At 47.4% G+C, this 24,846-nt stretch carries 22 protein-coding genes and 1 riboswitch; of the genes, 7 read left to right on the top strand and 15 right to left on the bottom strand.

Annotated features, from left to right (window positions below; translation table 11 throughout):
• Positions 1-78: 78 nt before the first annotated feature.
• The 3 genes from H6A28_RS12905 to H6A28_RS12915 all read right to left on the bottom strand — a co-directional run bounded on the left by H6A28_RS12905 (position 79) and on the right by H6A28_RS12915 (position 4,432).
• Entirely contained in the window at positions 79-1,497 is a 1,419-nt protein-coding gene (locus H6A28_RS12905) for a DUF5723 family protein (protein ID WP_204480714.1), read from the bottom strand.
• Between the two features lie 141 nt (positions 1,498-1,638).
• The gene (locus tag H6A28_RS12910; RefSeq protein ID WP_204474211.1) at positions 1,639-2,397 is read right to left on the bottom strand and encodes a LytR/AlgR family response regulator transcription factor; all 759 of its coding nucleotides are present in this window, start codon (positions 2,395-2,397) and stop codon (positions 1,639-1,641) included.
• Positions 2,390-4,432 (bottom strand): tetratricopeptide repeat-containing sensor histidine kinase, encoded by a 2,043-nt coding sequence (locus H6A28_RS12915; protein ID WP_239465363.1) that lies wholly within the window; start codon positions 4,430-4,432, stop codon positions 2,390-2,392. Before H6A28_RS12915 ends, H6A28_RS12910 begins: the two co-directional genes overlap by 8 nt.
• A gap of 252 nt (positions 4,433-4,684) precedes the next feature.
• Here H6A28_RS12915 and H6A28_RS12920 point away from each other — a divergent pair, with 252 nt between their 5' ends.
• The 7 genes from H6A28_RS12920 (at position 4,685) to H6A28_RS12950 (ending at position 13,275) form a co-directional block, all read left to right on the top strand.
• Positions 4,685-5,098: a PaaI family thioesterase gene (locus H6A28_RS12920; RefSeq protein ID WP_204474213.1), complete on the top strand. Its 414-nt coding sequence runs from the start codon at positions 4,685-4,687 to the stop codon at positions 5,096-5,098.
• A complete protein-coding gene (locus H6A28_RS12925; protein WP_204480716.1) occupies positions 5,095-6,237 on the top strand; it encodes an isochorismate synthase in 1,143 nt (380 codons plus the stop codon). Before H6A28_RS12920 ends, H6A28_RS12925 begins: the two co-directional genes overlap by 4 nt.
• A 15-nt stretch (positions 6,238-6,252) precedes the next feature.
• Entirely contained in the window at positions 6,253-7,914 is a 1,662-nt protein-coding gene (menD, locus tag H6A28_RS12930; protein ID WP_204480718.1) for a 2-succinyl-5-enolpyruvyl-6-hydroxy-3-cyclohexene-1-carboxylic-acid synthase, read from the top strand.
• A 7-nt stretch (positions 7,915-7,921) separates the two neighbouring features.
• Positions 7,922-8,746 (top strand): 1,4-dihydroxy-2-naphthoyl-CoA synthase, encoded by an 825-nt coding sequence (gene menB / locus H6A28_RS12935; protein ID WP_204474219.1) that lies wholly within the window; start codon positions 7,922-7,924, stop codon positions 8,744-8,746.
• A 91-nt stretch (positions 8,747-8,837) separates the two neighbouring features.
• On the top strand, positions 8,838-9,896 hold the full coding sequence (locus H6A28_RS12940) for an o-succinylbenzoate synthase (protein WP_204480720.1): 1,059 nt from the start codon (positions 8,838-8,840) through the stop codon (positions 9,894-9,896).
• A 1-nt stretch (position 9,897) separates the two neighbouring features.
• A complete protein-coding gene (locus H6A28_RS12945; RefSeq protein ID WP_204480722.1) occupies positions 9,898-11,049 on the top strand; it encodes an AMP-binding protein in 1,152 nt (383 codons plus the stop codon).
• A gap of 84 nt (positions 11,050-11,133) precedes the next feature.
• Positions 11,134-13,275: a cation:proton antiporter gene (locus H6A28_RS12950; protein WP_204480724.1), complete on the top strand. Its 2,142-nt coding sequence runs from the start codon at positions 11,134-11,136 to the stop codon at positions 13,273-13,275.
• A 26-nt stretch (positions 13,276-13,301) separates the two neighbouring features.
• Here H6A28_RS12950 and H6A28_RS12955 read toward each other — a convergent pair whose 3' ends face one another.
• The 12 genes from H6A28_RS12955 to H6A28_RS13010 all read right to left on the bottom strand — a co-directional run bounded on the left by H6A28_RS12955 (position 13,302) and on the right by H6A28_RS13010 (position 24,494).
• Positions 13,302-13,604, bottom strand: a complete 303-nt coding sequence (locus H6A28_RS12955) for a GNAT family N-acetyltransferase (RefSeq protein WP_204474231.1) — start codon at positions 13,602-13,604, stop codon at positions 13,302-13,304.
• A 232-nt stretch (positions 13,605-13,836) separates the two neighbouring features.
• On the bottom strand, positions 13,837-15,120 hold the full coding sequence (locus H6A28_RS12960; RefSeq protein WP_204480725.1) for a voltage-gated chloride channel family protein: 1,284 nt from the start codon (positions 15,118-15,120) through the stop codon (positions 13,837-13,839).
• Between the two features lie 115 nt (positions 15,121-15,235).
• Positions 15,236-15,303, bottom strand: a riboswitch (Fluoride riboswitch).
• A 262-nt stretch (positions 15,304-15,565) separates the two neighbouring features.
• Entirely contained in the window at positions 15,566-16,600 is a 1,035-nt protein-coding gene (gene galE / locus H6A28_RS12965) for a UDP-glucose 4-epimerase GalE (protein ID WP_204474234.1), read from the bottom strand.
• 178 nt (positions 16,601-16,778) lie between these two features.
• Entirely contained in the window at positions 16,779-17,381 is a 603-nt protein-coding gene (rsxA, locus tag H6A28_RS12970) for an electron transport complex subunit RsxA (protein ID WP_204474236.1), read from the bottom strand.
• 19 nt (positions 17,382-17,400) lie between these two features.
• Positions 17,401-17,985: an electron transport complex subunit RsxE gene (gene rsxE / locus H6A28_RS12975; RefSeq protein ID WP_204474238.1), complete on the bottom strand. Its 585-nt coding sequence runs from the start codon at positions 17,983-17,985 to the stop codon at positions 17,401-17,403.
• Between the two features lie 11 nt (positions 17,986-17,996).
• The gene (locus H6A28_RS12980) at positions 17,997-18,656 is read right to left on the bottom strand and encodes an RnfABCDGE type electron transport complex subunit G (RefSeq protein ID WP_204474244.1); all 660 of its coding nucleotides are present in this window, start codon (positions 18,654-18,656) and stop codon (positions 17,997-17,999) included.
• Entirely contained in the window at positions 18,653-19,642 is a 990-nt protein-coding gene (locus H6A28_RS12985; protein WP_204474246.1) for an RnfABCDGE type electron transport complex subunit D, read from the bottom strand. Before H6A28_RS12985 ends, H6A28_RS12980 begins: the two co-directional genes overlap by 4 nt.
• Positions 19,643-19,654: 12 nt before the next feature.
• Entirely contained in the window at positions 19,655-20,992 is a 1,338-nt protein-coding gene (gene rsxC / locus H6A28_RS12990; protein ID WP_204474248.1) for an electron transport complex subunit RsxC, read from the bottom strand.
• A 33-nt stretch (positions 20,993-21,025) separates the two neighbouring features.
• Positions 21,026-21,985 (bottom strand): Fe-S cluster domain-containing protein, encoded by a 960-nt coding sequence (locus tag H6A28_RS12995; protein ID WP_204474250.1) that lies wholly within the window; start codon positions 21,983-21,985, stop codon positions 21,026-21,028.
• A 17-nt stretch (positions 21,986-22,002) separates the two neighbouring features.
• Complete coding sequence (locus H6A28_RS13000) at positions 22,003-22,428, bottom strand: SoxR reducing system RseC family protein (RefSeq protein ID WP_204474252.1); 426 nt, start codon at positions 22,426-22,428, stop codon at positions 22,003-22,005.
• 144 nt (positions 22,429-22,572) lie between these two features.
• Positions 22,573-23,769, bottom strand: a complete 1,197-nt coding sequence (gene ilvA, locus H6A28_RS13005) for a threonine ammonia-lyase (protein WP_204474253.1) — start codon at positions 23,767-23,769, stop codon at positions 22,573-22,575.
• A gap of 122 nt (positions 23,770-23,891) precedes the next feature.
• Positions 23,892-24,494, bottom strand: a complete 603-nt coding sequence (locus tag H6A28_RS13010; protein ID WP_204480727.1) for a sigma-70 family RNA polymerase sigma factor — start codon at positions 24,492-24,494, stop codon at positions 23,892-23,894.
• Positions 24,495-24,846 lie beyond the last annotated feature (352 nt).

The raw sequence follows: 24,846 nt of genomic DNA on the forward strand, positions 1-24,846 counted from the left end.
CCCACGTAACCCGTCACAGACAAACACACGATTACGCTGGCAAGGCAGTCTCTATTTTATAGCAACAGATAATGATTTTTACAATTCAGAGAAAGGCTTCTGACCTCCTCCTAACGGGAAAGAAATGCCCAGGAAAGCATTCACAGCACGAGAATTGCTACCAAAGAACATATAATCAGTTCCCACAAACAACGAACCCAGTTTCACAGCCAAACCAAATGATTTACCTCCCGCCTGAATTGGAGAATAACTGATGGCCGCATTCAACCAGTTCTTAGGACGAACCGTAGCCAGGAACGTCAATTCATTCAATGTTTTCGGCTGAGCAAAACGGGTGGTATACATTGCCCCTACACTCACTTTATTATTCAACAACCCATATTCTCCTGCCAACAGCAAGGTGGAATACAAGCGAGTTTTCGTCTTTACCTTGTCGGGAGAACCTTCTTTAAAGTCAAACCGTTCGAATGACAAGAAATCGCCTCCAATATAGCGGTCATAGTTTGTAGCATCAATCGTCACATCATCTCCTCCTGTCACCGTAGCGACGGTGGTTTCACTTTCCTTCCATTTCAAGAATCCCAAATCGAGGATAGAAGCCGATACAGTCAGGTTATCCCAAACCTTATAACTTGCACCCAAATCGATACCGAATCCGGAACCTGCAATACCTAAATCTCCCCCGTCAAAATCAAAATCATCAATCCTTCCGTCACGGTCAAATGTCATGCCTCCCCCTTTCAAGGTCGTAATCACATTGCCGTCTGCCGCATAATCATAATGAGTCCCATACCAATTCTCAGGCTCCAACTCTCCACGCGATGTGGATCCGTAACGATTCAATTCAGGAACCTCCATATTCACGTTGAACTTGTTCACATTCATTTCGGCGCGGGCCAATCCCAGCAAAATCTTTACACGTGCACCTACAGTCAGTTTTTCTGTAATCCGTCGGGAATATCCTAAACCTACTTCGGCATACATCTTCATATTCAACGTCTGATTAGACATATTGTAACTCTGACTGGTACCTGCAATATCTTCCAGTGAAAAACCGTTCATGGTACGCATCATGGAAAACATATCCTTTGCCAATGCTACGCCAAAATCTGCACGCAAACCGGCATTGACACTCCAGAAACCCTTTCCGCTATACCAGCCAAAAGATAAAATATCTGTATTCAGATTGATATTAAACCGGTTGTCATCTTTCAGACGATCAAACAATTGCCCATTTGAATAAAGTTCACTCCCAGAGCCTACCAGATCAATGATATCACTCATACCCAACACATTGGAAGAGGCAGACATATTGAACGAACCCAGCACAGGGATATTAAAATAACCTTTTGTCGGTTGCAATCCCGGATTCAACTGTAAACGTGCACTTGTCCCTTCCATAAAATAGGAGGAACGCAGATACTGAGCCTGTAACGTTCCTCCCCATACCAGCATGCCCCCCAACAGAAGCAAGCCTTTACATCCTAAGTTTTTCATACCCTCTATGATTAAAATATAATACAAAAATAAAAATATTCATCATAGAGAAGAAAGCGGAAAGTGCACTCTTGCAACCAAACGACAGATATGTACCACCAAGCGCTTGTTTTTTGCAACTAAATAGTCAAAAACTGTTTACTAAAGTTGGCAAAAGCGTTCCATCATCTCTTTCCGGTATTTTTTAGAGACCTGCAATTCATCCACTTCATTAAAAGGAGGATACATCACACATTTCCCTCCTTGCACCATCAGCAAATAATTCATGTTAATGATATAAGACTGATGAATCTGTACAAAAGCGGCGTCATAAGCACACAAATTTTCGGCTCTCGTGTTCCGTTTCAAAGGAATAAACGAACCGTTGGTCAAAGCCACTTCCCAAATTTTCCGGTCGGACACATACCGGAAATAACCAATCTCCGATACACGCAATATCCGTAAATCTCCCATCGGAGTAACCACCATAAAAGATTTTTCTCCCTCATGCCCATTAGTCACCAAGAAATTCGTAGGGTTCTTCATGCCATCCGCTTCCCGCAGACGTCCTAAAGCCTTCGACAACTCCTCTGAGTCGACAGGCTTCAACAGAAAATCAAAGGCATAACTTCTCAATGCATCTATCAGGTATTTATTGTAGGCCGTGTAAAAAATAATATGCATGTCCCAGTTTTGAATCTCACGTACCTTGATAGCCACATCCATTCCCAACATGTCGGGAAGTTCCACATCCAAGAACAAGAGCTCCGGATGTTCTTTTTCAATCAAGCGAATGCCCGATTTACCATTATGGGCTACCCCATCCACGGATATCCACGGATACTTTTTTAACTCAAAACAAAGATTATCAATAGCCGCTTCCTCGTCATCTACAATAACCGCTTTCATTCTATCATTCATGTTTCTTCGTTTTCTTTAGTTGATAAGAATAATTCAAAGGAACCACAAACCGGACTTCACATCCCATTTCCTTCTCCTCTCCCATTTCCACGTTATTAATCCTCACCGCAATAGGACGTGAATTATACATATTCAGCAACTGAATAGTTTGAGTAATCACCTTCATACCGGTACCTGTACCATGGTTCACACTCCCTTGCCGGTAGCCTCCTCCATTGTCACAAACAGTAATCTCAGCCTGGTTATCCTCTGTCCGACGTACCTTTATCTGCAACAGTCGTTTTCCTTCCTTTAACCTCAGGCCATGCTTGATGGCATTCTCTACTGGTATCTGCAACAGCATGGAAGGTACTTTCACAGCTTGCAGGTCTATCTGTTCATCCACCTCCAGCTGATAATGAAAATCGTCTCCCAATGAATCCTTCTCCAGATTCACATACGTATCCACGAACTCCAGCTCATCTGCCAGCGACACCGCCAAACAATCCGTCAGTTCCAGGTTACGACGTATCAGCTTTGTCAATCCAATCAGATTTTTACTTTCTTCTTTTCCCTTATGCAAATTCATTTCCCGATTCAAGACATTAAATACAAAATGCGGAGAAATCCGGTTACGCACATTCTCCAGACGCAACGAAGTAATGGCATTCTGCATACGCCATTGCTCCTTCTCGCGCAGACGCTTCCGATATAAAATTATGAGAAAGACTACAGCTATCAGCAAAAAGCAACCACCCACAATGACATACATCCACTGGTGCAACTGAAGTACCTGATTTTCTTTCTCACGGATAAAAATCTCCTTTTTCATCAGTGTACTGTCTTGCGCATACTTCAGTTCAATTTCTGCTGCCCGCATTTTCACTCTCTCATTCCGTATGGAGTCGTCCATACGATGGTTTTCTTGCAGATAATGATAGGCCTGCTTGTAGTCTCCCACCTTCTCGTAATACCGTTGCAGGTAACGATTACGCACATGAATCATATTGGGCTCCACCTGATCGTATTTCCGGGCATTTTTCAATCTTTCCCTGGCCAACGGCACATTTCCCTGTTTCAGCGCCAACTCCATCAGCTGTGTGTCAATGCAATACAAAGCCGTTGAATGCTGGATGGAGTCAAAGAACCGACGACATTTCTGCAAGTAATAAGAAGCTGAATCCAACTGGTTCAGCAGTAGGAATATCTCTCCCAAGTTAATCATGGTCAGATTCCGTTCAAAATTCATATCCGGATATTGATTGACCACCTTTAACGACCGACGAAAATAAGTTAAAGCAGTCTTATAATCCTGCCGGTAATAATACGAGTTACCTCGGTTGTTCAGGTAAATATGCTTCTCAAAAGGATGCATCTTGTCATAATACCGCGAAGCTAAATTATAATAATAATCACATGCTGCAAAATCACGTAATTCCATATTCACCTGCGCCAACCCATAATAAGCCGGAAATCGCTTTTCATCAGGCATATCCAGCGAATCTGCAATAGACAATGAACGGTTATACCACAAAGCCCCTAAATCATAACGGCCCTGTTTCACGTACACATCGGCCAGATTCAGACAAATGTCAGGCAAAGATCCCTTACTACCTCCTCGCGTAGCATATTCAAAAGATTTCAAATAGCATTGACAAGCAGAATCTGCCAGCGATTTACGCACATAAATGTTTCCTCTTGCATTATAAGCCATCGCATACAACTGAGCTATTTCCGGACTTCCGGCATGCGCGTCACAAAAGGCACTGATTCTATTTATAAAATAAGAGGCAGAATCCAATCTGAACGACAGGAAACAACTTCTTACTTTCAAAAACATCAACCGATAATACATCAGACTATCTTTGACAGACGGCATAATCTGGTCGACCATCCGACTGACATGTTCCGGAGAATCAGCAGAAATTCTTTCCATCTGCTGGTAGAACCTTTCGAAATAATCCACCGTATTTTTATGGTCCTTTCCCCCACACCCCATCATCAACAACAAGAAAAAAAGACCAATTCCTATTCCTCCTTTATAACAATTCTTCATAAAAAACTCGTTTCCTTTATCTATATAACAAAAATATAAAAAAATATTTCAATAAACAAAAAAGATTCCATTCTTTCTTACAAGATCCAAACTTGTTTTACGGATAGACAAATTTGTAAAGAAATTAGACAAAACAGATACTTTTTTTTCGTACAAAACTCTTACCCATAAAAAGTGAATTCTCAAACGAACCTCCCATGTTTTGCGAGGAAATGTGTACATTTGCAATTATAACTTCAAACTGACACACCCATGAATGATAAAACCTCTTACGAATTGCCTGATTTGAGTCACTCCATGGGAGCTCATTTAGGTATTCAGTTTCTCGAAATGGAAGAGGGATATGTCAAAGCCCAAATGCCGGTCGATGAAAAGACCTGCCAGCCATTTGGCATACTGAATGGAGGAGCTTCATTGGCTCTTGCAGAAATTGTAGCCGGACACGGATCCATTCCATTGTGTGCCCCGGGAGAGATGCCCTGTGGCATTCAGGTCAGCGCCAATCATCTCCATATGGTCCCCAAAGGCGACTATGTGATTGCGACCGGACGACTGATTCACCGAGGTCGTACCTCCCATCTGTGGAACGTAGACATCACCAACTCCAACGGGAAATTGATTTCCACTGCACGTATTGTCAACCAAATAGTCAAGAAACGTCCATGAAAACGCCGGAAACCACTTACCACCACCTCATCGACTCATTTACCCGACAAGGAGTCTGCTTTGCCTTGTACCGACTCCCGTGGACAGACGAACCGATTCTGGTCATGCAGGAAGAAGGAGAGCCTACCTTCTTGTCCAATTTAGAAGCCCTCAACCAAAAGAAAGGCTTTCTTCTGGCCCCTTTCCAACTGACTGAGGCACGTCCGGCAGCACTGATTCAGCCGGATATCGTGGCGCACGACTGGGAAAATATCAAACAGGCCTTGCAAGAATGGAGCAATCGCCACAAGGAATATACCGTGGAATCTTCCGCTCTCCCGCCAGAGAATACGGCTTCTGTTACACAGCCTTCCGAAAAAGAAGAAAAGGAACGCTATACCGAAACCTTCAGCCGCTTCATCTTACCACTGAAGGAAAAACAATTCCGTAAACTGGTACTTTCCAGAAGTACCACTCATGCGCTTCCCCCACAATTCTCTCCATTGGCTACATTCATTCAGGCCTGCAACAGCTATCCGCGCATGATGATTTCCTTGTGCCACACTCCTTCTACCGGTACATGGATAGGCAGTACCCCCGAAATCATCCTCAGTGGGCACGAAAAGGAATGGCACACCGTAGCCTTGGCCGGCACCATGCCCATGCAGGGAGAAACCATGCCGACGGAATGGAGCAAGAAAAACCAGGAAGAGCAAGCATTCGTGGGAGAATACATCCGCAAAACCGTCAAGAAGTTCGGCACCAAACTGACCGAGAAAGGACCTTATACAGCCCGCGCCGGCCAGTTGGTACACCTGAAAACTGATTTTCATTTCTGCCTGAAGGATACCGACCATCTGGGCCACATACTTCAGGAACTACATCCCACACCCGCTGTCTGCGGTTTGCCTAAGGAAGAAGCCTATCGGTTCATTCTACAGACCGAACCGCACGACCGACTCTTCTATTCCGGCATCATCGGATGGATAGACCCAGAGGGCGATACCACCCTTTACGTCAACCTTCGCTGCATGCATTTGGAAGGAAATACGGCCACCCTCTATGCCGGAGGCGGCATCCTGCCCGACTCCACGGCCGATTCCGAATGGGAAGAAACGCAGCAGAAAATGAATACCATGCGCAATATTCTGTCAACCTAAAACGTATAAAGAATCATGTACACAGATAAAAAAAATATCCTGCAGCTGGTGGCCTTGCTGAAGGCCCACCGGATACAGAAAATCGTGTTGTGCCCTGGAAGCCGCAACATTCCGATTGTACAAACCCTGACCAACATGCCGGAATTCACTTGCTATCCGGTAACCGATGAACGGAGTGCCGGATTCTTTGCCTTGGGACTGGCCCTGAACGGCGGCAGTCCGGCAGCGATCTGCTGTACCTCGGGTACGGCTTTGCTGAACCTGCATCCGGCCGTGGCCGAAGCCTTCTACCAGCAAGTACCGCTCGTAGTCATTTCAGCCGACCGTCCTGCGGCATGGATTGGACAGATGGACGGGCAAACCCTTCCCCAGCCTGGCGTATTCGGTAATCTTGTCAAGAAATCAGTCAACTTGCCGGAAGTACAGACGGAAGAAGACGAATGGTACTGCAACCGCCTCATCAATGAAGCTCTCATGGAACTCGACCACCATGGGAAAGGACCCGTACACATTAACGTGCCTATCAGTGAGCCCTTCTTCAAATTACCAGTGACAGAACTTCCCGAGGCCCGGGTGATTACCCGTTACCAGGGGCTGAACGTGTACGACAAGGACTACCAGCCACTCATCGACCGCCTGAACCGCTACCAGCGACGCATGGTGGTAGTGGGACAAATGAACCTGATATACCTGTTCGACAAGAAATATACCAAGATGCTCTACAAGCATTTTGCCTGGTTCACCGAGAACATCAGCAACCAGACCATTCCGGGACAGCCCATCCGCAACATCGAGCCTTTGCTTTGCTCCATGGATTTTGAAGCCCAGCAGAAGATGCGCCCGGAACTACTCATCACCTACGGCGGACACATCATTTCCAAACGGCTCAAGAAATTCCTTCGCCGTCATCCGCCGGTAGAGCACTGGCACGTGGCTCCCGACGGACAAGTGGCCGACCTTTTCGGTTGCCTGACTACCGTCATCGAGATGGACCCGTTTGAATTCCTTGAAAAGATTGCCCCGATGATGGACAGCCGTACACCGGAATATCCGCGTGCCTGGGAGGCTTTGTCCAAGCAGATTCCACAGGCCGAATTCCCCTATTCCGAGATGAGTGCCATCGGGAAAGTCATCGGCCACCTGCCGACACCTTGTTCGCTGCACCTGGCCAATAGTTCCACCGTACGCTATGCCCAACTGTTTCCTCTCCCTCAGGAAGTAGAAGTCTTGTCCAACCGGGGAACCAACGGCATTGAAGGTTCCTTGTCTACGGCCCTCGGTTACGCTACCGCCTCCGACAAGCTTAACTTCATCTTCATCGGCGACCTGAGCTTCTTCTACGACATGAATGCGCTCTGGAATGCCAACTACGGAAGCAACGTACGCATCCTCCTGCTCAACAACGAAGGAGGAGAAATCTTCCATGCCCTTCCGGGACTGGAGATGCAGGAAAACAGCCGCCGCTTCATTACGGCTACGCACCGCACCTCGGCCAAAGCTTGGGCCGAAGACCGCGGCTTCCAGTATCTTTCTGCCCATAACGACGAGGAACTGGACCGGGCGGTAGAAACCTTCACCCAACCTTCCATCACTTCACAACCGGTGCTGCTGGAAGTGTTTACGGAGAAGGACAAAGATATCGAGCATTTAAAAACGTATTATCACAACTTAAAATAACCATATTATGTCACAACCCAGAGAATGGAAAACCATCAAAGAATATCAGGATATTCTGTTTGATTTCTATCATGGTATTGCCAAAATTACCATCAACCGTCCGCGATATAGAAACGCGTTTACCCCGAAGACTACTTCTGAAATCAGCGATGCCCTGCTCATCTGCCGTGAGTGCCAGGACATCAACGTGGTGGTACTGACTGGAGCCGGCGACAAGGCCTTCTGCTCCGGCGGCGACATGCACGTGAAAGGTCACGGAGGTTATGTAGGTACCGACGGGGTACCCCGCCTGAACGTGCTCGACGTACAGAAACAGATTCGCTCCATCCCGAAACCGGTCATTGCCATGGTCAACGGATATGCCATCGGGGGCGGACACGTGCTCCACGTGGTCTGCGACCTGACCATCGCTTCTGAAAATGCCATCTTCGGACAGACAGGTCCTCGGGTGGGTAGCTTCGATGCCGGATTCGGTTCTTCTTACCTGGCCCGCATTGTGGGACAGAAAAAGGCTCGTGAAATCTGGTTCCTCTGCCGTCAGTACTCTGCCCAGGAAGCCCTGGAAATGGGACTGGTGAACAAGGTGGTACCTTTCGACCAGTTGGAAGACGAAGTAGTGGAATGGGCCGAAACCATGATGCAGCACAGCCCGCTGGCCCTGCGTATGATCAAGGCCGGACTGAACGCGGAACTGGACGGACAGGCCGGTATCCAGGAACTTGCCGGAGATGCCACCATGCTGTATTACATGACCGATGAAGCGCAGGAAGGTGGAAAGGCATTCCTCGAGAAACGGAAACCCGACTGGAGCAAGTATCCTAAATTCCCCTGATTAACTATCTGAATAAGTATATGCCGGACAGAAAGCAGACCCCTCTTTTGCTCTCTGTCCGCTTATTGTTTCATCCCTTACAGAGTTTATCATGTATTCACTGAAAATATTTCCGCGTACCCTCCATTTTAAACAACCGGCCGGTACTTCCCGTGGGGTGTATCACGTACGGCAAGTATGGTACCTCCTGCTTACCGATACAGAAACCGGACAGTACGGTGTGGGCGAATGTGCCCCCCTGCCTGCCTTGAGCTGTGACGACCTACCTGACTACCCTCGCCTGCTGGCCGAAATCTGCGAAAAGACCGCAGCCGACGGTCGCATCGACTACGAGGCGCTTCGTCCTTATCCTTCCATCCTCTTCGGACTGGAAACAGCCTTTGCCCACCTGCAGGCCCAAAGCCTGAGATTCTGGGACACCCCCTTCAGCCGGGGTACACAAGGCATTCCTATCAACGGACTGATTTGGATGGGCAACTTTGACGAGATGTACCGCCGCATCGAAGAAAAGATGAAAGCCGGATTCCGGTGCATCAAAGTAAAAATCGGTGCCATCGAATTTGAACAAGAACTGGAATTACTGGCTCACATCCGCCAACATTTCTCCGCTTCCGACATCGAACTGCGTGTAGATGCCAACGGAGCTTTCCGGCCGGAAGATGCCCTGCGAAAACTGACACAGCTGAACGAGTTCCAACTTCATTCCATCGAACAGCCGATACGGGCCGGACAATGGGAAGCGATGAAAGCCCTGTGTGTCGCCTCTCCTTTCCCCATCGCACTGGACGAGGAACTGATTGGCGTAAACGAAATTGAACGGAAAAAAGAACTGTTAGATACCATCCGCCCGCAATACATCATCCTGAAACCGTCGCTCCACGGGGGCATCCGAGGAGCCGAAGAATGGATTTCCCTGGCCCAGGAAAGAGGTATCGGCTACTGGGTAACTTCAGCACTGGAATCGAACATCGGCCTGAATGCCATCGCACAATGGTGTGCCACGCTTCATCCCACCATGCCGCAAGGACTGGGCACTGGACTGCTCTTTACCGACAACCTCGACTATCCGCTGCACATCGAGGGGGACTGCCTGTGGTTCCACCCTGAAGAAGAGACACCCGATTTTCTGACTTTCTTGAACCGTATCTGACATGAGCCATCCTACCTTTATCACCGACATTGCCCGCCAGCACATCCGGATAGAAGGAGTAGACTATTCGGCCGCAGAGGCCCGTTCCCGCCAGGAAGGACAACTTAGCCTCCTGCAGGAAACTTTCTATACCCGATACGGAGCAAACAGTTTCCAAGCCTCTTTGGCTGATTTCCTGCATGAATGGTTCGATGACCACGACACCGTACTGGTACACACATCCGGCTCGACGGGAACCCCCAAACCGCTGCGCGTAGAGAAACAACGCATGATGCAGAGTGCCATGCTGACGGTCCGTTTTTTAGGATTACATACAGGCGACACCGCCCTGCTCTGCATGCCATTGAAATACATCGCTGGAAAGATGGTCGTCGTACGGGCGCTGGTAGCCGGACTGGACCTGCTGCCTGTCACTCCCAGCGGACATCCACTGGCACAGACAAGCACCACCCCCGTTTTTGCGGCCATGATTCCCATGCAGGTATACAATTCCTTGCAGGTACCTGAAGAGAAAGAACGCCTTCAGCAAATCCGTCATCTCATCATCGGCGGAGGAGCCATCGATACGTCTTTGGGAAAGCAACTGTTGTCATTCCCCCACGCGGTGTGGAGCACGTACGGCATGACGGAAACCCTGTCGCACATCGCCCTGCGACGACTCAACGGACCGGAAGCGTCCGACTGGTACACGCCTTTCCAGCACGTCAAGCTGTCTCTTTCCCCGGAAAACACCCTGACCATCGAGGCACCGGCTGTTTGTCCGGAAATTTTGACCACGAACGACATCTGCGAGTTCAATGCGCAGGGACAGTTTCACATCTTGGGACGGAAAGACAACACCATCAACACGGGAGGCGTCAAGGTACAGATTGAGCAAGTGGAAAACGCACTGCGGGCTACTCTCTCCTGTCCTTTTCAGGTGACTGCCGTGCCCGACCCCAAGTTCGGTGAACGCATCGTGTTGTTGCTGGAGGACCCGGAAGCAGCTTGTCCTGAATCTGTGCTGACAGAGGCCTTCCATACCCTTTCCCCCTATTGGCGGCCCAAACAGGTTTTCCGTATCCGGCAGTTACCGCAGACCGGTACCGGCAAACCCGACCGAGCTACAGCCCGCAAGCTGGCCAAAGAAATTGCAGAGAAAGAAACGAAATAAGCGGTTGTCCGCTTGTGTATGAGCATTCGATTCTTTAACTTTGTTAAATATTCAAATGCTCATTTTTTATTGAACCTCAAACCTATGGAAGAATACACCTTTCTTGCCCCTCTGTTGCTGACCATCGGAGGACTCATTATCGGAGCTATCCTGAAAGCATTGCTCAAGCACAGCCGTCTGCCCTACACCGTCGGCCTGTTTGCCATCGGAATTCTTGTAGGCGTGCTGAACCGCACCGGAGTGTTCCAGTCTCTGCCGGAACTGCACAATGCGGTCAACTCCGTAGCCAACATCAATCCTGACCTCATTCTTTACCTGTTCCTGCCCATCCTAATCTTTGATGCGGCCTATGAACTCAACCTGCATATTTTCAAGAAAACCCTGGCCAATGCGACCTTGCTGGCTGCTCCGGGACTCGTCATCTGCATGCTGCTGACAGGAGCTTTCCTCATGGGCATCGCGACGTTTGTTCCGGGACTGGAATCGTGGACGTGGGCATTTGCCCTCATGTTCGGTGCCCTGATCAGTGCCACCGACCCGGTAGCCGTCGTGGCCCTGCTGCACGAACTGAAAACCAGTAAACGCTTCTCCACCCTCGTCGACGCGGAATCTCTGCTGAACGACGGAACGGGTATCGTGTGCTTCATGCTTTTCTTCGGTGCCTACGTTTCGGGAGAAACTGAGCACACCTCTCCGCTGGTCACCTTTATTCAGGAAGTGGGCATCAGTACCATGTTAGGATTCTTCCTGGCACGTATTGTCATCTGGTTCATCACCCGCATCAATTCGGAAGAAATGGTGCAGAACAGTGTCATTATCCTGGCGGCTTACCTCACCTTCATCCTCTCACAGTATTATCTCGGGGTATCGGGCGTGATTGCCCTCGTGGCTTTCGGACTGACCGTGACTTACGTAGGCAAACCGCGACTGAAACCACAGGTGAATACTTTCATGGAACATTTCTGGGAATTGCTCACCTACATCGCCAACACCTTGATTTTTATTCTTGTAGGTATCGTCATTGCCGAAAAAGTGGATTTCTCCTGGAGGGCATTCGGCCTGCTGGCACTCCTCTATGTGGCCCTCAACCTGATTCGCTTTGCCATGATCATGCTGCTGTATCCGGTCATGAAACGGTTGGGATACGGACTGACCAAACGCGAATCGGTCATCCTGACTTGGGGTGGACTGCGCGGGGCACTGGCCATGACACTGGCTCTGATGGTGTCCTACACCCCAGCTATTCCCGAGGATATCCGGAGTCAGATATTGTTCTTCACGGCCGGTATCGTGACCCTGACCCTATGCATCAATGCCACCACCATGCGCGCATTGCTCAACCGCCTGGGACTGACCCACATTCCTTCGGCACGTACCTTGCTGGCATACCGCGTGGAAAAATCAGTTCGGGAGAACTCTGAAAAATACTTAGAAAGCCTGAAAAAGAGAGATGCATTGGATGGAGCCAACTGGCAGAAGGTGGAAAATTACATGACCGCCCAACCTCAAGAACCGGCCAAGAATCCTCAAAACAAGGCCATGCTTCCAGAAATCCGCTTGCGGGTATTGGACAAAGAAAAAGCGGTCTGCCGCCAGATTTATGAAGAAGGAGTCATTTCAAAAGTGGCCTTCCTGCGCCTCATGAACTCGCTCGACGAGCTCTATGACCACGACGGGAACTACCCGCTGAACATGCGTCATTCCATTTTCAACTTCTGCCAGCGTACCGACCTGCTGAACAGCCTGCGGGGCCTTCCTTATCTCCAGAACTGGATGACCTTCTATTTCCGCGAACGCATTACGGTGGTGTACGACCTGGGCAGAGGATTCATCATCCTGCAAAAGGAAAGTCTGAAACTGCTGAACGACCTGGCCTCTTCCGACTGGATTACCAGTGAACAACAGCCGGTGCTCGAAGTATTACGGGGAGAAATCAATGACAACATGACCCGCATGGGAGCCTTTATCAGCAACCTGGCACAGAACTTCCCGAAGGCATACGGTCATGCCCTGACCATCAAATCCATCCGTATGTTGCTGAGCAACGAACGGCGTACCGTCAAGCAGATGGTCAATAGCGGCATGCTGTCTGAAAAAGACGCAGAGAAACTCCTGAATGACATTGACGACCGTACCGATGAAGTCAATTCATTCAGCCATACCTTTGCCGCCTCTTTCCTGAGGTGGCTGTTCTTCATCAAGAAAAAGAAAATTTACCGTAACTGATGCAAGAGATTCCTGTGCCCCCTTTCTTACAGGGCACAGGTTCCTTGTCCGGCATAATCATCGCCCACTTCCCCTTGATACTCCGGATGACGCTGCAACCATATGACCGCGTATGAACAAGTGGCAATAGCCTTCAGTCCCTTGCAACGGCCATAATCGTAAGCAGCCTTTACCAACGCAGAAGCAATACCCCTGCCTCCAATCGCTTCCGGCACAATGGTATGCCGTATGTCCAGTCCTCCGTCGTGAATCTGATAGGCTACATGGGCCCGGTGCCCTTCCAGTTCCACATAAAACTCCTGCCGGGATTCGTCATGCTTGATTTCCATATGATTTCTGATTGGTTCACCACACAAGATAGGATTTTTCTACTTCACGACCAAACGATTCCTGCAATTTTTATACCAGAGGACATACCTCAACATGTACGTGATGAACTCTCGACACGTTCGTGTCGACCTCTCGTCACGTACGTGACGAGGTCTCCGCACGAACGCGTCGAGCTAAATTTGTCCCTGCGATTTGACTATAACTGTGTGTACTTAAAAGAACCTCCGAGAATCATTTTCTTTCGGCCAAAGTCTTTCCTTTCTCCCGAAGATAGGCCAAATGCTTCGGACTTCCAATCAGCTGAGCCGTATAGATACCCGTATGGCCGGAAAACAAGTAGGCCACTACACAGGCAATGCCCAAGTAAATTCCCGGTTCTGCCCCAAACAATTCGATACCCATCAACGTACAGGCTATCGGCGTGTTGGTAGCCCCGGCAAACACCGCTACAAAACCAATACCCGCCAGCAATCCCATGGGAAGAGGCACGATGGCCGACAAGGCACTTCCCAACGTAGCACCCACAAAGAACAAAGGAGTTACTTCTCCTCCCTTAAAGCCCACACCGATGGTAAAGGTCGTAAAGAGAATTTTCAGCAGAAAGTCATACCACATCTGCTGCTCGGAAAACGAAGCAACAATCGTCGGCACACCCAAACCGATGTATTTCGTGGTTCCCATCAGCCATACTGCTGCGGCTATCACCACCCCTCCTGCCAACGGACGCAACGGCGGATAACTGATACGTTTGGCCACGCCCGACCAAAAACCGATGGAACGCGAAAACAACATGGCAGCTAGGCCGAAAAGAATACCCACTGCTACCGTCCACAGCAGTTTACCTCCATCAAGCGTAGGTACTTCCGCTACTATATAATGCGTATGTGCCACTCCCCAGGCATGACACACCATGCTGGCTACAGCCGCTGAAAGGAAACTGGGCAAGATGGCTTCGTAGCGCATCCGTCCCACCACAATAACTTCCAGACCGAAAACAGCTCCCGCCAGCGGAGTCCCGAACACAGAAGCAAACCCTGCACTGATACCGATGGCCACCATCAACCGATGGTCTCTGCGCCGCATGCGAAACAAGCGGGAAAACTGGTCGGCAATCGCTCCACCCATCTGCACACCGGTCCCTTCCCTTCCGGCAGACCCACCGAACAAGTGCGTCAATACCGTACCGATATATACCAAGGGAGCCATTCGAAAGGGAATGATGTCATGGGGTGAACGGATTTCTTCTATCAGGTAATTGTTTCCTTTGGAAGCCGACCCAGCCAGGTAATGATACATCAATCCAATGACCAGTCCGGCCACGGGCAACAAAGCAATGATCCAAAGATGCTGCTCACGATACTGTGTGGCCCATTCCAACGATACCAGCAACAACGCAGAGGCGGAACCTATGCAGGCACCCGACAATGCGGACAGAAAGAGCCACTTGAGCAAATACAAGAACAAAGGAAACTGCTCCAGTTTCCACCAATACTTCCGATTTTTTAATGTCTTCATACAATTCGTTATTTTCTTACATCCAATGCGGTTTTCACTAAAACCAAAGTGGCAAGCATTCCACAAAGTCTGGATGCAGATACAATTCGTCCTGCCGGTCCTCTGGGAAAGACCCACCTTGGCAGGAACTATCAGCTACTCATTAGCGGTTTATCACAGGGAAGTCCCATTCCCTTGATTCGAAAATCGGATGCAAAGGTATAAAAAATCTGGAAACATAAAAAAACTGTTCCCCGACTCTCGTCGGAGAACAGCCACAACACAAACACAAAATAAAACACGACAAAACTACTATGCAAAAATACAACTCCCCGCTTGTTCCAAGTGGAAGTCAGCTGCTCCCATCATCTATTCACATAGACCATAGTCACAAGAGCTGTACATCACATATAACGTTATAAAAACGTATTTAGTTCAATATTTTCAATTCTATTAACACTTCAAATTACATAATACCTTTTTCACGCAAGTGAACCTGCCACTTCCATGCAGAACGCAAGGTATCTTCGATAGAAGTTTCAGCCTTCCAGCCCAATTCTGTATTAGCATAAGTCGGGTCGGCCCAAACTTTAACGATATCGCCTGCACGACGTCCTGCAATCTGGTAATTCAGTTTCACGCCCGTAGCTTCTTCAAACTTGTGAATCAGTTCCAATACAGAAAGACCACGTCCGGTACCAATGTTGAAGACCTCTACTTTGTCTTTCTGCTTGTCACTCAATATACGGTCCATAGCAATTACGTGAGCTTTTGCCAAGTCAACCACATAAATATAATCACGGATACATGAACCGTCAGGAGTATCGTAATCGTCGCCGAATACACTCAATTTTTCACGGATACCCATGGCAGTCTGCGTCAAATACGGAATCAGATTCTGCGGCACTCCGTTCGGAAGTTCACCAATCAATGCAGTAGGATGTGCGCCAATCGGGTTGAAGTAACGCAACATGATGGCATGAATTGGAGAACCGGAAGCCACTGTATCGCGGATGATTTCCTCATTAATCTGCTTGGTATTACCGTATGGAGATTCAGCTTTCTTGATAGGAGCTTCTTCAGTGACAGGCAGTTTATCCGGCTGTCCGTATACAGTACAAGAAGAAGAGAAGATAATACCTTTCACGCCATGTTTAGGCATCAGCTCCAGCAAGTTAATCAATGAAACCAAGTTGTTACGATAATACAGCAACGGTTTCTGTACGGATTCACCTACAGCCTTGCTTGCCGCAAAATGAATGATACCTTCAATACCCGGATATTTAGTAAATACCGCATCCAAACCAGCCTGATCCAAGCAATCAACCTTTTCAAATGCAGGACGTATGCCTGTGATCTGTTCAATACTATCTACTACATCTGCACGAGAATTAGAAAGGTTGTCTACAATTACGACATCGTAACCGCTATTCTGCAATTCAACCACAGTATGAGAACCGATGTATCCGGTTCCACCTGTCACGAGAATTCTTTTTTTCATAACACTAAGGTTTACTTTTATTTAACTCCTTTATTAAAGTCATTTACTATATCTCCACAAAAGTAGGAAAAAAGATTGAAATGTGCGCCAACCCGTTATTAAAAAATTAAAAAAGTGTTACCCGGGAACTCACCGGATAACACTTTTTTTTAAAAGGTATTCTATTAAAATGATAAAATCAGTTCAAGCCGAACAATACGGCAAGTCCTTTATCTACCCCTGAGAAGCCCATAAAGGCCATGGCCAGCAATCCGGCTGTTACCAAGGCGATAGACATACCGCGCATGCCTTTCGGAATGTTGACCAAGCTCAACTGTTCCCGAATACCGGCAAAAACAATCAATGCCAGTGCAAAACCCAAGGCAGTAGAGAAGGCATAAATCACACCTGTCAGCAGATCAAAGTCTTTCTGAATGACCAGAATGGTCACACCCAAAATACAGCAGTTAGTGGTAATCAGCGGGAGGAATACACCCAATGCCTGATACAAAGAAGGAGAAACTTTCTTCAAAATGATTTCCACCATCTGCACCAGGGCGGCGATGACAAGGATAAAGGCAATGGTCTGCATATATCCCAGTCCGAAGGGATCCAGCACAAACTTCTGAATGGCGTAGGTCACGATAGTGGACAATGTCAGCACGAAGGCTACCGCAGCTCCCATACCCATGGCCGTTTCAACTTTCTTGGAAACGCCTAAGAACGGACAGATACCCAAGAATTGTGACAACACGATGTTATTCACAAAGATTGCGGTGATAAATATCAATATATATTCCATATCTTTCTATTTTTAAGGGTTATGCTTTTTTCAAGCGGTTTACAATCGCAATGAGGTATCCCAATACAATGAAAGCTCCAGGAGCCAGTACAAAGATCAACATGCCATAATTCTCCGGCATAATAGCCACATTGAACAACTTGCCAGTTCCCAGGAATTCACGAACACCACCCAGTAAAGTCAAGGCAATGGTAAATCCAAGACCTATACCCAGACCGTCAAAGAAAGAAGCTACCGGATTGTTCTTGGCAGCAAAGGCCTCGGCACGTCCTAACAAGATACAGTTCACCACAATCAACGGAATGAACAAGCCCAAAGTAGCGTACAGTGCCGGCACGTAGGCCTGCATCACCATCTGCAACACTGTCACAAATGAAGCAATGACCACCACAAAGATAGGAATACGTACCATATCCGGCACCAGGTTCTTGATCAGGGAAATCACCACGTTAGAGCAAATCAGCACAAACATGGTGGCCAGTCCCATACTCATACCGTTGATGGCAGAAGAAGTGGTACCCAAAGTCGGACACATACCCAAAAGGAGTACAAATGTAGGATTCTCTTTTACAATCCCATTCATTAACACTTTAAAATTATTCATAGCCTGTCCTCCTATTCTTTTACGGGTTCTACATTCGTGGTATCTGTGTCACATTTTTCAGCCGGTTTAGCCTGCTGAGAGGCTCCACTGGCACTGTCCACATGTTGATTCTTATAGGCTGCATACGCATTATTGACAGCCAGCAGGAAGGCACGTGAAGTAATGGTAGAGGCCGTAATGGCATCAATTTTACCTCCATCCTTGCTGACGGTCAGCGGTTCCTGTCCCGGATTCTTTCCGGTAATATCGCCTTTCGCACCTTTCTTGAACCACTCAGCTGCCTTGGAACCCAATCCCGGAGTCTCGGAATGGCTCAGCAGCGAATAGTCGATGATGTTTCCATCATTGTCGAATCCAACCAGCACAGTCAACGGCCCGCCAAATCCATTGGAAGCAGACTGTACGGCAGCCCCCACAGGTTGTCCGCCTTTGGTGGCCTTGTAAATGATATATTGAGCTCCATTGACTTCCACTGTGTCAGCAGCTTCCGCCGGATTGTTGTCAAAACCCGGAACCACCACGGCAATGGCATCGCTCAATGTCTTAGCATTAGCCTGCGCAATAGGTTCAGCAGTCACACTGTTCACCCAGCCCAGCAGCGCTCCGGCCACTACGGAAAATCCGGTCAATGCCAGAGCCATATTCTTTAAAGATGATTCTAACTTTTTCATTTCTTCACTACCTCCCCAAAACGTTTTGGTTTACAATAAGTATTGATCAACGGAGTAAATGCGTTCATGATGAAAATAGCGAACGACATACCTTCCGGATAAGCACCGAAAGTACGGATAACCACGGTCAGGAAACCGATGGCTACGCCATAAATCAACATGCCTTTGTGAGTCATCGGTGAAGTGACATAATCAGTAGCCATGAAAATGGCTCCCAACATCAGACCTCCAGTAAACAGATGAGCAAACGGAGAAGCATACACCGTAGGATTAGCCAGGTGCATCAGGCCGGAGAACACAAACACGGTTACCAAAATGGAAACCGGAATATGCCAGGAGATGATCTTCTTCCACAACATGTAAACCAGTCCAAGCAACAAAGCCAGCGCACTTACCTCACCGATACATCCCGGATTATTTCCCAGGAACAAAGAAAGTGTATCAGGTAACTTGCTCAGGGCTGTAGCATCGCCATGAACGGCCATTTTCATCAAGGCCAGCGGAGTAGCTGCGGTTTCCGCATCGGTATAGCTGGTAAGCTGTCCGACTACCGGCCAGGAAGTCATCTGCACCGGGAAAGAAATCAGCAGGAAGATACGTCCTACCAGCGCAGGGTTGAACGGGTTGCATCCCAGTCCCCCAAATGTCATCTTTCCTATACCGATAGCCACCAGTGCCCCGATGATGATGATCCACAACGGCAGATTGGAAGGCAAGTTGAATGCCAGCAACACACCGGTCAACGCAGCCGATCCATCGGTAATGGTGGTGCGCTCACGCTTCAAGATATATTTGGTGATAGCCCATTCAAAGAACAGACAGGCCACAACAGAAGTCAGTGTCACCACCACTGCTCCCAAGCCGAACATGTAGAAAGAGACGAGCAAGGCCGGTATCAGCGCAATCAGCACGCCATACATGTTTTTCTGTACACTGTCGCCACTATGTACATGCGGCGATAAGGATACTATTAATTTGTTTGCCATAAGATTCTCAAATTATTTTTTTGCATTACGTGCACGGATGATACCGCCCACCTTACCTTTACCTAAACGGATGTAGTCCAACATCGGACGATGAGAAGGACACGTAAACTGGCATGAACCGCATTCGATGCACGACATGATCTTTTCGTGTTCCACGCGCTCCCAGTCGCCGTGAGCTGAACAAGTAGCCAGCAGGAAGGGTTCCAGGCCCATCGGACAAGCACTCACACATTTTGCACAACGGATACACGGCTGAGGTTCTGCACGGCGTGCTTCTTTCTCGTTCATGATCAATACGCCGGAACTACCTTTGCAGATAGGCACTTCAATGTTGACCAATGCCTTACCCATCATCGGGCCACCGCCGATTACCTTTCCGGTATCTTCCGGCAGGCCACCGGCTGCTTCAATCAGCTGGCTCATCGGAGTCCCCATACGGGTCAGGAAGTTAGACGGGTTCTTCAATGACTTACCGGTCACGGTTACCACACGTTCAAACAAAGGTTTATTCTTCTGTACGGCTTCATATACGGCATAGGCTGTACCTACGTTCTGCACCACAGCCCCTACATTGATAGGGATAGCTGGAGGAGCCGGCACCTGACGACCGATAATGGCATCAATCAACTGTTTTTCACCTCCTTGCGGATATTTCACTTTCAACGGAACCACTTCGATGCCTGGATAAGCTGCTGCTTTCTGCGTCATCAGCTGAATGGCATCGGGTTTGTTGTTTTCAATACCGATATAAGCTTTGTTCACTTTGGCTGCCTTCATCAGAATCTGTACACCGACCAGAATCTCATCCGACTTTTCCAACAGCAAACGGTGGTCAGCAGTCAGATAAGGTTCACACTCCACGGCGTTGATAATGACACATTCAGCCTTGCATCCGGGAGGAGGAGTCAGTTTCACATGTGTCGGGAAGCAGGCACCACCCATACCGACAATACCGGCATTCTTAATTTTAGCAACAATTTCTTCCGGAGTCAGGTTACATTCCTTGACCAACTCCGTACTACGGTCAATCGATTCTTCCCACTCGTCACCTTCCACATCGATGAAGATGGCAGGTTTACGATAACCACTTGCATCAATCACACTGTCTATCTTGTTCACCTTGCCGGAAACGGAAGAGAAGATAACGGCCGAAACAAAGCCTCCTGCTTCCGCAATCTTGGTACCAACCTTCACTACGTCGCCTTTCTTTACAATGGCAGTAGCTGGGGCTCCAATATGCTGGGACAACGGAAATACCGCTTGCTTGGGAAGCGCAAGCGTTTCAATGGCCTTTCCGGCTGACAATTTATTTTCTGCTGGATGAACTCCACCAATTCTAAATGTCTTCACTGTTATGTTATTTAGTATTATACAATTATAAGATTAAGCTTCTGTACTTTTCGGAGCTTCTGCAGCCGGAGTCTCAGCCGGACTAACCTTCTTTGCAGCTTCGGGGCTTACCGGAGCAGCAGCAGGCTTCTCCACTGCCGGTTTGTCAGCAGCCGGAGTGTCAGCCTTCGGTTTGCGTGGCGGGAAGTTCACAGCTACGATGGCATGCTGCGGACATTCCATTTCACACTTACGGCAAGACTTACACTTGGCCGGGTCAATGTAGGCCAGGTTGTTTTCCAACGTGATGGCTTCAAACGGACAGACTTTCACGCACTTTCCGCAACCGATACAAGCTGCCGCACAAGCTTTGCGGGCCACAGCTCCTTTGTCTTTGTTGACGCACTGTACATACACTCTGCGGTTGTTCTTTCCTTTCGGACGGATTTCGATGATGTGACGCGGACAAGCCTTACTACAAGCTCCACAAGCCGTACACTTCGATTCATCCACTTCCGGAAGACCGGTTTCCGGATTCATGTGAATAGCATCAAACTGACAAGCAGACACACAGTCACCGCATCCCAGACAGCCAAACGTACATCCGCTTTCGCCTCCGAAGGTCGTATTGGCTACCACACAAGAACGAACGCCGTCATACTGGGTCAGTTTCGGACGGTTGGCACAAGTACCGTTACATCTTACTACTGCCACCTTCGGTTCAGAAGCTACCGACTCCAATCCCAAGATGCTTGCCACCTTGTCCATTGTAGGCTGACCACCTACCGGACACATTTTTCCTTCCAAGGAACCGGCTTTTACACAAGCTGCGGCAAAACCGGAACATCCCGGGAAACCGCATCCGCCACAGTTGGCCTGAGGAAGCACTTGTGCCACCTGTCCAATGCGCGGATCTTCATACACAGCAAACTTCTTAGAAGCCACATACAAGATAACGGCCGAAACCAAACCGATGGCACCCAATGAAATTACTGCAACTAAAATTAAACTCATAATATAAAGTTAGTTTATTAATTATTAATTGATTCTAGAACAAAAACAAAAGTGCGTCTGAACCTCTCCCGGTACAAGAAAAGTATCAGATAATAAGGTATCAGCATACACAAGGACACCAGTGAGGAAACAGCCTCGTCACCTCCCGTCACAGACATGGATATAAAAAGTGAAACGAGCAACACCACAAAGGGAAAAACAAAAGCCCACATAACTGCTTTCATACCCAATGATGTCGCTCCGCTTATCGTAACCTGACTGCCAACCTGACAATCCAGCCCGTCCTTATTATATACATCTATCAGTTTTTCTTTCGACTCTGCTGCACTGCAATGCCCCTTGACACTACATGAAGAGCAGGCAGACGTTTGTACAATCCTTACTTTCAAGTAAGAACCGTTGATGCTTTCCACAATACCTAGATGTTTTACTGTATTAGCCATTTTTGTAAACCACACATTACAAATGTGTGGCAAATGTACGATAAATATTGTTTCGTTGGTAACGCTAACGGAGAAATTCTGTTTAAAAAAAGTAAATTTACAAGGGTGGTCTTACTCAAAACGAACCACCCCAGCCCCTTTGGTTCAATCCACGATGGAATATCCCGCCTCTAACAATGCATTCCGAATCTGTGCGATATGTTCCGCATTACGTGTTTCCATCACTAAACGCAGGAAACAAGCGGTCACATTACTGGTATTGTTGTTGCGTTCGTGCAAAACGGAAATGATATTTCCACCCAGACGAGCGATGACGGCAGCTACCCCCATCAGTTCTCCCGGTCTGTCGTGCAAATCAAGTGTCACCGTATAAGAACGGCCCGACATATTCAATCCTCGACTAATCACACGGCTCAAAATCGTCACATCGATATTACCTCCGGAAACTACACAAATGGTTTTCTTTCCAGCCACCGGTACCTTATTGAACATCGCAGCCGCTACTGATACAGCTCCCGCTCCTTCCGCAATTAGTTTCTGCTGTTCCATCAACGCCAGGATAGCCGCACAAATTTCATCTTCAGTTACTGTGACAATACCGTCCACGTATTTGCTACACAGTTCAAACGTATGTTCTCCCGGTTCTTTCACTGCAATGCCGTCGGCTACTGTAGCCACTGAAGCCAGACACTCACGTTTGGCATGTTCGATAGACCGCAGCATGCTCGGTGCACCCTGGGCCTGCACACCATATACCTTCACACTCGGTTTCAATGATTTCAAGGCATAGGCCACACCTGAAATCAATCCGCCACCTCCTACCGGAACAATCACGACGTCCACATCCGGAAGCTGATTCAACAGTTCCAAACCAATGGTACCCTGACCGGCAATGACGTATTCATCATCAAAAGGATGAATGAAAGTATATCCCATTTCCTCTTTTAGTTCCAATGCTTTCTTATACGCATCATCGTATACGCCTGGAACCAGGCAAACCTCTGCCCCGTAACGTTTGGTGGCCTCCACCTTTGAAATCGGAGCACCTTCCGGCAGGCAAATCAAAGATTTTATGCCATGCTTGGTGGCTCCCAAAGCCACTCCCTGAGCATGGTTTCCTGCTGAACAGGCAATTACACCTTTTGCTTTTTCTTCATCTGTCAGACGAGATATCTTATAACATGCCCCTCTCAATTTAAAAGACCCGGTATATTGCAGATTCTCCGGCTTCAAATAAATCTGGCTTTCAGGATTTATTTGAGGAGCATAAATCAAATCTGTTCTTCGTATTACATTTTTCAAGGCAAATGAAGCCCGATAAATACAATCCAATGTTAACATAATGATATTCTTTTATTGTTTTCGTGTGCAAATGTACAAAAACATTGGATTTTAAAAGAATAAATCCGATAAATAAGAAAAAAAGCATTCAGATAGAAAAATCCATCTGAATGCTTCTCACTTTACAAATTATCATCAAACGACTTTAAGTCCATGCCCTCATCTATAAACTTTCTTCGAAGTTCAACTAAAATTCTTTGATAATGTTTGAAACAAGCCGATTTGCTGATTCCCCTTTTTTCCCCTGCCTGACGAAAACTCATTTTATAATAGATAATATCGTGAATCAAACTTTGGTCGTCCAATGAAAGTTCCAAAACCGCTTTTTCCTCTTTTTCATAATAAGCTTCCAGCAGAAGAGGATTAGAGGATTGAGAGACCTCCGTTTCAATTAAGGCAATCAAATCTTTATCAGAAGAAACCATTACCGGAGACCGTTGCTTTCTACGATAAAAATCACGCACCACATTCATCGTAACAGTCAATGCCCATGATTCAAAATGCCCACGCTCATCATAGTGTGATAAAGAAAAAGCTTCACAAATTCGCAACAAGGCTTCTTGTTGTAGGTTAGAGACATCATCCGAATTTCGGACATGAGAACTTACATATGTTTCCACGATATGCATACATTGACGGAAAAGTATCTTTCTTCTCCGTTCTTCTTCACTTGGTTCCTCTGAAATATCTTCACCGGAACCGGAAAAATGAGTGTGATTTTTCATTTCTCTTACATTTAATCTTACTCTTTCAGTCTCACTCAAAAAGTAAGAAGGTTAACAAAAAAGTGAATTTCAAATAATAGATTTAAAGAACAATTCAAGAAGACCTAAGGCTAATCAATTATTTAAAAATCTTTTATTTTGACAACAAATATAAGACTTTAATTTGTATATACAACAATTTTTTACACAATATTTTACATAAAAAAATTACGATTCGACAAATAAAAAGAGGATGTGTCAAAATGATGCATCCTCTTTTTCGTTATATAATCATCGTTTTGCCATTTTTCATAGAGTATGATTTATGTTTTTCCTATGTCCATGCCTTTTGGTGGTATAATGTGCTGTAGAT

Source organism: Bacteroides mediterraneensis (genome assembly GCF_016900355.1).
Taxonomy (GTDB): Bacteria; Bacteroidota; Bacteroidia; order Bacteroidales; family Bacteroidaceae; genus Phocaeicola.

Coding starts and splice junctions, on each gene's coding strand:
- H6A28_RS12905 (WP_204480714.1), bottom strand. CDS start 1,497: ATGAAAAACTTAGGATGTAAAGGCTTGCTTCTGTTGGGGGGCATGCTG.
- H6A28_RS12910 (WP_204474211.1), bottom strand. CDS start 2,397: ATGAATGATAGAATGAAAGCGGTTATTGTAGATGACGAGGAAGCGGCT.
- H6A28_RS12915 (WP_239465363.1), bottom strand. CDS start 4,432: ATGAAGAATTGTTATAAAGGAGGAATAGGAATTGGTCTTTTTTTCTTG.
- H6A28_RS12920 (WP_204474213.1), top strand. CDS start 4,685: ATGAATGATAAAACCTCTTACGAATTGCCTGATTTGAGTCACTCCATG.
- H6A28_RS12925 (WP_204480716.1), top strand. CDS start 5,095: ATGAAAACGCCGGAAACCACTTACCACCACCTCATCGACTCATTTACC.
- menD (WP_204480718.1), top strand. CDS start 6,253: ATGTACACAGATAAAAAAAATATCCTGCAGCTGGTGGCCTTGCTGAAG.
- menB (WP_204474219.1), top strand. CDS start 7,922: ATGTCACAACCCAGAGAATGGAAAACCATCAAAGAATATCAGGATATT.
- H6A28_RS12940 (WP_204480720.1), top strand. CDS start 8,838: ATGTATTCACTGAAAATATTTCCGCGTACCCTCCATTTTAAACAACCG.
- H6A28_RS12945 (WP_204480722.1), top strand. CDS start 9,898: ATGAGCCATCCTACCTTTATCACCGACATTGCCCGCCAGCACATCCGG.
- H6A28_RS12950 (WP_204480724.1), top strand. CDS start 11,134: ATGGAAGAATACACCTTTCTTGCCCCTCTGTTGCTGACCATCGGAGGA.
- H6A28_RS12955 (WP_204474231.1), bottom strand. CDS start 13,604: ATGGAAATCAAGCATGACGAATCCCGGCAGGAGTTTTATGTGGAACTG.
- H6A28_RS12960 (WP_204480725.1), bottom strand. CDS start 15,120: ATGAAGACATTAAAAAATCGGAAGTATTGGTGGAAACTGGAGCAGTTT.
- galE (WP_204474234.1), bottom strand. CDS start 16,600: ATGAAAAAAAGAATTCTCGTGACAGGTGGAACCGGATACATCGGTTCT.
- rsxA (WP_204474236.1), bottom strand. CDS start 17,381: ATGGAATATATATTGATATTTATCACCGCAATCTTTGTGAATAACATC.
- rsxE (WP_204474238.1), bottom strand. CDS start 17,985: ATGAATAATTTTAAAGTGTTAATGAATGGGATTGTAAAAGAGAATCCT.
- H6A28_RS12980 (WP_204474244.1), bottom strand. CDS start 18,656: ATGAAAAAGTTAGAATCATCTTTAAAGAATATGGCTCTGGCATTGACC.
- H6A28_RS12985 (WP_204474246.1), bottom strand. CDS start 19,642: ATGGCAAACAAATTAATAGTATCCTTATCGCCGCATGTACATAGTGGC.
- H6A28_RS12995 (WP_204474250.1), bottom strand. CDS start 21,985: ATGAGTTTAATTTTAGTTGCAGTAATTTCATTGGGTGCCATCGGTTTG.
- H6A28_RS13000 (WP_204474252.1), bottom strand. CDS start 22,428: ATGGCTAATACAGTAAAACATCTAGGTATTGTGGAAAGCATCAACGGT.
- ilvA (WP_204474253.1), bottom strand. CDS start 23,769: ATGTTAACATTGGATTGTATTTATCGGGCTTCATTTGCCTTGAAAAAT.
- H6A28_RS13010 (WP_204480727.1), bottom strand. CDS start 24,494: ATGAAAAATCACACTCATTTTTCCGGTTCCGGTGAAGATATTTCAGAG.